This window comes from Azospirillum isscasi, assembly GCF_030849505.1.
Classification (GTDB): Bacteria; Pseudomonadota; Alphaproteobacteria; order Azospirillales; family Azospirillaceae; genus Azospirillum; species Azospirillum isscasi.
In genome coordinates this window covers 1-7348 of the sequence record NZ_JAUJFI010000219.1, presented here as the reverse complement: position 1 = coordinate 7348, position 7348 = coordinate 1, and the positions used below count along the sequence as shown (strand labels likewise).

Genomic DNA, 7348 nt, shown 5'->3' with positions numbered 1-7348 from the left:
CGACGGCCTGCCGGAGCTGGAGCTGTCCGGCCCGCGCGCCCCTGCGGTTCTGGCCGGCGGCACCGCGCTCGACCTGCACCCGTCCGTTTTCCCGGCGGGCCGGGCGGCGCGCACGCGGCTGGGGCGCATCGGCATCCTGCTGCAACGGGCGGAAGACGGCGCGGATGGCCCGGTCTTCCGCCTCCACGCCGAGCGGCCCTGGGCCGGATACCTGTGGTCCTGGCTGGCCGACGCCGCGCTGGACCACCCTTCGAACGACGAGAGTTCCTCACCATGAGCCTGCACGAGTCCCTGACCGTCATCGACGGCCTGATCGTTTCCCGTTGGAGCCGTTCGGTGTTCGAGAGCATGCGGCGGGGCGGGATCGCCGCCGCCAACTGCACCTGCTCCGTCTGGGAAGGGCTGGAACCGTCGCTGCACGCCGTCGCCCAGTGGAAGGTCCGGCTGCGCGAGCACGCCGACCTGCTGGCCCCGGTGCACCGGGTGGAGGACATCGCCCGCGCCAAGGAGACGGGGCGGGTCGGGGTGATCCTCGGCTGGCAGAACTCCACCGGCTTCGCCGATCACCTGCCCTACGTGGCGCTGTTCCACGAGCTGGGCCTGCGGGTGGTGCAGCTCACCTACCACACCGCCAATTCGGCGGGGTCGGGCTGCCTGGAAAGCCGCGACGGCGGGTTGACCGACTTCGGGCGCGATCTGGTGGCGGAGCTGAACCGCGTCGGCATCCTGATCGACCTCAGCCACGTCGGGTCGCGCACCGCGGAGGAGGCGATCCTCGCCTCCGGCCAGCCGGTCGCCTACACCCACTGCGCGCCCAAGGCGCTGAAGGACCACCCGCGCAACAAGACCGACGCGGAGCTGCGCTTCATCGCGGAGCGCGGCGGGGTGGTCGGCGTGACCATGTTCCCGCCCTTCATGCCGCGCGGCAACGACAGCACCATCGACGACTATCTCGACGCCATTGAGCACACCGTAAATCTGTGCGGCGAGGACCATGTGGCCATCGGCACCGATTTCACCCAGGACGTGGACGCCGACGGCATCCGCTACTTCACGCTCGACAAGGGCACGGGCCGCCGTCTGCTGGAGGTGGGGGAGGTGCGCAACCCGCCGGGATTCGAGCGGCTGGACGGCTTCCCCAACCTGACCGCCGCCATGGAACGCCGCCGCTGGCCGGAGCCGCGCATCGCCAAGCTGCTGGGCGGCAACTGGCTGCGCCTGTTCGGCGAGGTCTGGCGCGACCCGGCGGGCCGCTGAGGCGACGGGAGGACGACCGATATGGACCGCAAGACGGCCGCCGACTTCTTCGGGCGCGCGGTGCCCGACGCCTTCCTCGCCGACACGCCGGAGGCCGACCGCCCCGGGGTCGCCGCGATGCTGGAGGGTTCCAAGGGCTTCTTCGAGGGCTGCGCCCGCCATCAGGTGGTCGCGGAGGTGGTCGAGGCCGAACGCTGCATGGCCGGGGTCCGCGTCGGACAGCGCTACGTCATGCAGGGCGCCCATCTCGACCCGGCGCAGACGACCGGGCCGGTCTGCGTCTTCCTAATGGGGATGCTGGCGCAGCGCGTCGGCATCGCCTTCGACCGCTTCGGGCGGGAGGGCGCCGTGTCCCTGACCCTGCCGGGCGCCCATTGCACCGACCCCGGCCCGGCGGTCGGCGGCTTCGGCGCGGTGAAGGTGCGCATGTGGATCGAGCCGGTTCCTGACACGATTCCCGAGAGAGAAAAGCCATGACCATCGACGGCACCGCCGTGGACGCGCTGACCGCGGATGTGGCCCGGTCGCTGGAACTCCTCGACGAAACCGGCGCGAACTGGGTCCCGCCCACCCCCGGCATCGACCATGACGTCGCCGTGGTCGGCGGCGGGCAGAGCGGGCTGGCCGTCGCCTTCGCGCTGCGCCGCGCGGGCATCGCCGGCGTTACCGTCATCGACGCCGCGGAGGAAGGCCGCGAGGGCGTGTGGGAAACCACCGCCCGCATGCAGACCCTGCGGTCGGTCAAGACCCTGCCCGGCCCGGAACTCGGCCTGCCCGGCCTGACCTTCCGCTCCTGGCACGAGGCGGCGCACGGGGCGGACGCCTACGCCGCCATCGGGCGCATTCCGCGCACGGTGTGGGCGGACTATGTCCGCTGGTACCGGCGCGCGACCGGCGTCGCCGTGCGCAACCGCACCCGCCTGACCCGCATCGAGCCGCTGGACGTGACGGCATCGCGCGGCTTCCGCCTGCGTCTGGAGCGGGACGGCGAGGTCCTGACCGAAACCGCGCGCAAGCTGGTTCTCGCCACCGGTATGGACGGCAGCGGCGGTCCCTTCGTCCCACCGGTCATCGCGGACAGCCTGCCGCGGAGCCTCTACGCCCACACCGACGATCCCATCGACTTCGCGGCGCTGCACGGGAAGACGGTCGGCGTGCTGGGAGCGGCCTCCTCCGCCTTCGACACCGCCGCCACCGCGCTGGAGCAGGGGGCCGCCGCCGTTCACCTGTTCTGCCGCAACGCCGACCTGACGCGGGTGACCACGGTGAAGGGTCTGTCCTACGCGGGCGCGCTCGACCATTTCCACGAGCTGCCGGACGCCGACCGCTGGAGCCTGATGCGGCGCTTCTTCGCCAACGCCCCCGGCCCGATGCCGGACACGGTGCGCCGGGCCACGCGCTTCCCCGGCTTCCACCTGCATCTGGCTGCCGGCTGGACTGCCGCCCGCGACGCCGGGGGGACTGTCGAGGTGGAGGCCGCCGACGGGCGCCACTGCTTCGATTTCGTGATCGCCGGCACCGGCTACCGCGCCGATCTCGCCCGGCGTCCGGAACTGGCCGGATTCGCCGACGCCATCGCCCTCTGGCGCGACCGCTACAGCCCGCCGCCCGGCGAGGAGGACGCGGCGTTGGCTGCCAACCCCTATCTGGGGCCGGGCTTCGAATTCGTCGGGAAGGTCCCCGGCACCGCGCCCTTCCTGAAGGACATCCACACCTTCACCTATGGCGGCGTCGTCAGCCACGGGCGCGCGGTCGGGGAGATCGCCAGCCTGAGGCACGGCGTTCCCCGCCTCGTTTCAGCCATCGGGCGCGACCTCTGGCTGGCCGACCGCGCGGCGCATCTGGAGCGCCTGCACTCCTTCGACACCCCCGACCTGACCGGCGAGGAATACGCCCACGCGCTGTGGCGCCCGCCGGTCGCTCCATTCCCGCTCCGAGACACGGAAACACCGCCATGACCGCTTCGCCAAAGCGCTGGAGACGGAGGCGGACCTGGTGTGCATCGACCAGGACGCCGCCGCCTTGCCGGCCAGACGTCCGACCTTCGCTTCGCTCATGGCAAATGGCTCACTCGTAACCCAGCCTGTGGGGAATCCATAGGGCGAGCTGCGGCAGGGCGGCGACCAGGGCCAACGCCACGAACATCGCGACGATCAGCCAGCCGACCCAGCGCACCGTCGCCTCCATGGTGGTGCCGGCGATCTTGCAGGTCACCATCAGGTTGACGGCCATCGGCGGGGAGAACTGGCCGATGGCCAGCTTCATGGTCAGGATCACGCCGAACCACACCAGATCCCAATGGAAGTGGTTGGCGATGGGCACCAGGATCGGCAGCAGGATCAGGAAGGTGGACACCCCGTCCAGGAACATCCCGATCACCACCAGCACGCCGATCAGCAGCGCCAGCACGCCATACTCGCCGAGCCCCAGCGCCAGGATGCCCCGCGCCACCGGGTCGATGATGCCGAGCGTCGCGGTCGCCCAGGCGAAGACGCCGGCCAGCGCCACCACCGTCAGGATCACCGCCGACACCTCCGCCGCCTCGACCAGCAGCCCGTAAAGGTCGCGCAGGGTCAGGCTGCGGTAGACGAAGAAGCCGACGAACAGGCCATAGGCCGCGGCGACCACCGCCGCCTCGGTCGGGGTGAACAGCCCGCCGCGCAGGCCGCCCAGGATGACCACCGGAGCCATCAGCCCCCACACCGCTTCGCGGAAGGCGGGCCACAGCGGCGGACGCGCCTCGCCCTCCCGCGCGACCTCGCCGAAGCCGTGGCGGCGCGACAGCCAGACCGCCGGAACGATCAGCGCCAGACCGGCCAGGATGCCCGGCACGATCCCGGCGGCGAACAGGGCCGGGACCGACGCCTGCGGCACCATGATGCTGTAGACGATGAAGGCGATGGAGGGCGGGATCAGGATGTCGGTCGCCGCCGCGGCGCCGATGACGCTGGCCGTGAAAGCGCGGGGATAGCCCTCCTTCAGCATGGCCGCGGTCATCACCGCCCCCACCGCGGCGGAGGTCGCCGGGCCGGAGCCGGAAATGCCGCCCATGAACATCGCCACGACGATGGCGACCGCCGGCAGCGCCCCCTGCCGCTTGCCGACCACCGCCAGGGCGAAGGCGACCAGCCGCGCCGCCACGCCGGACCGCTCGAAGATCAGACCGGTCAGGACGAACATGGGGATGGCGAGCAGCGGGTACTTCGCCACCCCGGTGTAGACCGTGGTGGACAGCGACAGGAAGCCCGACCCCTCCAGCGCGATGGCCACCGCCCCGGCAAGCGCCAGCCCCGCCCCGATGGGCACGCCGAGGAACAGCAGCAGAAAGAACCCGGCGAACAGCAGCAGCGCGGTCATGGCTCGCCATTCCCCGGCGTCAGCCTCTCCGGCCGCCGGAGCACCCGCAACGCCCGCCCGAGCGCCCGCAGAGCCACCACCGCCGACAGCAGCGGAAGCCACAGCGTGTAGAGCCATTGCGGCACGCCGAGACCGGGCGAGGAGATCTCGAACCGATGCTCGTCGACGGTCATCAACGTGCCCAGCACGACCAACGCGCCGAACACCAGCGCGGTGACGCCCAGCGCCAGCAGCTCCGCCCGCAGCCGCCCGCGCGGCCCGAACCGGTCGATCAGGAAGCCGATGCGGATGTGATGGTCGCGCGCCACCGCCACGGAGGCGCCCAGCAGGGTCATCACCACCATCAGGGCGATGGCGTATTCCTCCGTGAAGGCCAGCGAGACGCTGGTGGTGTAGCGCGTGACCACGTTGGCGAAGGTGATCAGCCCCATCACCGCGATGGCGGCGGCGGCCAGCGCCTCCTCGATCGCCAGGGGGACGCGGGGCTTGTCCGGGCCGGAATCATCCGGGCCAGAATCAAAGGTGGGTTCGGCCATGGGTGTCTTCACCGGCTCTTCGCCACGGCCTCTTCGGCCTTGCGGACGAGGTCGGCGCCGACCGTCTGCGTCCACTTCTCGTAGACCGGGCGGGTCGCCTTGCGGAACGCCGCCACGTCGGTCTGCTCCGTCGTCACCACCTGCACCCCGTGGGAGGCCAGCGCGGTAAGAGCCGAACGGTCCTCGACGGTCAACCCCTGGCGCGACAGCGCGGTGAACTCGGCGGCGGCCTGCACCGCGGCCTCGCGGACGAGCGCGCGGTCCTCCGGCGTCCAGCTTTCCCACACCTCCTTGTTGGCGATGAACAGGCCGGCGTCGGCGATGTAGTTCCACAGCGTCAGATGCTTCTGGTTCAGGCTGTAGAGCTTGGCGGCCAGGAACAGGCTGACCGGGTTTTCCTGCCCGTCCACGGCGCCGGTGGACAGGGCGGGTTGCAGATCGGCGAAGGTCATCTGGGTCGGGTTGGCGCCCAGCGCGGTGAAGATGTCGTTGAAGATGGGCGAGCCGACGACGCGGACCTTCAGCCCCTTCAGGTCGTCCGGCGTGCGCACCGGCCTCTTCGAGTTGGAGAGGGCGCGGAAGCCGTTCTCCCCGACGGCCAGCGGCACGACCTGCTTGGATTCCAGGATGCCGAACAGGGCCTTGCCCGGCTCACCCTGGGCCACCGCGTCGAACGCCCGGCTGTCCGGGAACAGGAACGGCAGGGAAAACAGGTTGGCCTCCTTCACCGTCGGCGACAGGTTGATGGTGGAGTTCACCAGCAGGTCGATGGAGCCCTGGCGCAGCCCGGTGAATTCCCGCGTGTTGTCCCCGCCGACGAGGCTGGAACCGGGATAGACCTTCACGGTGATGCGGCCCCCGGTCTTCTCCGTGACCAGCTCCGCCCAGCGGTAGGCGCCCTCCGCGATGGGGATGGGGCGGCTGCCGACCACCGACAGCTTGTATTCGCTTTTGTACTCCGCGGCTTCGGCGGGCGCGGAGATGGCGGCGGCCAGCGCCCCGAACAGGGTCAGCGCGGCGGCCAGCAGGGGGCGCGTTCTCGTCAGCATGAGCAGCAACTCCGAAACAGGGAATGGGGTCAGGGGCGCCAGGAGGCCAGACCGGCGGCGGCCGCGGCGACCGCCGGGGCGGTGATGCGGCTGGCCGGCTCCAGCGCCGGGGAATAGGGAACGGGGATGCGCGGGGCGCCCAGCCGGCGCACCGGCGCCTTCAGCGCACCGAACAGCGAGTCGGCGACCGTCGCGGCGATCTCCGCGCCGAAACCGGCCACCTCCACCGCCTCGTGCACCACCAGCAGCCGCCCGGTGCGGGCGACGGAATCGAGCACCGCGCCGCGGTCCCACGGCCACAAGCTGCGCAGGTCGAGGATGTCGAGCGACACACCCCGCGCCTCGGCCAGGGCGGCGGCCTCCTCGGCGATGCGGACGCCGCCGGACCAGGTGACGACGGTCACGTCGCGGCCCTCGCGCACGCGGCGGGCGACGCCGACCGGCACCTCCCAGTCGCCGTCCAGCGCCACCTCGCCCTCCACAGGCCACAGGTCCTTGTGCTCCAGATAGACCACCGGGTCGTCGGAGCGGATGGCGGCGCGCAGCAGCCCGTAATTGTCGGCGGGGGTCGCCGGGGCCAGGACGACGAGGCCGGGGATGTGGATGTACCAGGATTCCAGAGACTGCGAATGCTGGGCGGCGGAGTTGCTCCACAGCCCGACCGGCTGGCGCACCACCAGCGGCACGCGGGCCTGTCCGCCGAACATGTAGCGCGCCTTGGCCGCTTGGTTGACCAGCTCGTCCACCGCGCAGAGCGCGAAGTCGGAGAAGCGCATCTCGACCACGGGCCGGGCGCCGAGCAGGGCGGCGCCGACCGCCCCGCCCATGATGGCGGCCTCGGAAATCGGCGTGTCGACGACGCGGCGCGGCCCGAATTCGGCCTGGAGCCCCTGATACTGGCCGAAGACCCCGCCCCGTCCGATGTCCTCGCCGAGCGCCCAGACGGCGGGGTCGGCGGCCAGTTCGTGGGCGAGGGCGCGGCGCGCCGCCTCGCGGTAGGTCAGGCGGCTCATTGCGGCGCTCCGGTGTCCTGTACGTCGGTGAAGGCGGTGCGGAGGTCCGGCCAGGGGCTGTCCAGCGCCGTGGCGAGGGCGGCGGCCAGCGCCTCGCGCTCCCGCCGCTCCACCGCCTCCAGGATGGCGGGCGGCA

The 7348-nt window shown here is 71.6% G+C and carries 8 protein-coding genes; 4 read left to right on the top strand and 4 right to left on the bottom strand.

Going from position 1 to position 7348, the window contains the following annotated elements; translation table 11 throughout:
- From QSG27_RS26445 to QSG27_RS26430, 4 genes are all read left to right on the top strand, one after another.
- On the top strand, window positions 1-277 hold a 277-nt coding region (locus tag QSG27_RS26445), incomplete at its 5' end, for a sarcosine oxidase subunit gamma family protein (protein ID WP_306711476.1).
- Window positions 274-1257 (top strand): dipeptidase, encoded by a 984-nt coding sequence (locus QSG27_RS26440; RefSeq protein ID WP_306711474.1) that lies wholly within the window; start codon window positions 274-276, stop codon window positions 1255-1257. The genes QSG27_RS26445 and QSG27_RS26440, both read left to right, overlap by 4 nt.
- 21 nt (window positions 1258-1278) lie before the next feature.
- The gene (locus QSG27_RS26435; RefSeq protein WP_306711472.1) at window positions 1279-1734 is read left to right on the top strand and encodes a hypothetical protein; all 456 of its coding nucleotides are present in this window, start codon (window positions 1279-1281) and stop codon (window positions 1732-1734) included.
- Window positions 1731-3215: an FAD/NAD(P)-binding protein gene (locus tag QSG27_RS26430; RefSeq protein WP_306711470.1), complete on the top strand. Its 1485-nt coding sequence runs from the start codon at window positions 1731-1733 to the stop codon at window positions 3213-3215. Before QSG27_RS26435 ends, QSG27_RS26430 begins: the two co-directional genes overlap by 4 nt.
- A 109-nt stretch (window positions 3216-3324) precedes the next feature.
- On the opposite strand, the gene QSG27_RS26425 is transcribed toward QSG27_RS26430, so the two are convergent.
- From QSG27_RS26425 to QSG27_RS26410, 4 genes are read right to left on the bottom strand one after another with little or no spacing between them, the layout of a single operon-like run.
- Window positions 3325-4614 (bottom strand): TRAP transporter large permease, encoded by a 1290-nt coding sequence (locus tag QSG27_RS26425; protein WP_306711468.1) that lies wholly within the window; start codon window positions 4612-4614, stop codon window positions 3325-3327.
- Window positions 4611-5150, bottom strand: a complete 540-nt coding sequence (locus QSG27_RS26420) for a TRAP transporter small permease (protein WP_306711466.1) — start codon at window positions 5148-5150, stop codon at window positions 4611-4613. Before QSG27_RS26420 ends, QSG27_RS26425 begins: the two co-directional genes overlap by 4 nt.
- Window positions 5151-5158: 8 nt before the next feature.
- A complete protein-coding gene (locus QSG27_RS26415) occupies window positions 5159-6199 on the bottom strand; it encodes a DctP family TRAP transporter solute-binding subunit (RefSeq protein WP_306711464.1) in 1041 nt (346 codons plus the stop codon).
- Window positions 6200-6228: 29 nt separating this feature from the next.
- The gene (locus QSG27_RS26410; RefSeq protein ID WP_306711463.1) at window positions 6229-7212 is read right to left on the bottom strand and encodes an alpha-ketoacid dehydrogenase subunit beta; all 984 of its coding nucleotides are present in this window, start codon (window positions 7210-7212) and stop codon (window positions 6229-6231) included.
- Window positions 7213-7348 lie beyond the last annotated feature (136 nt).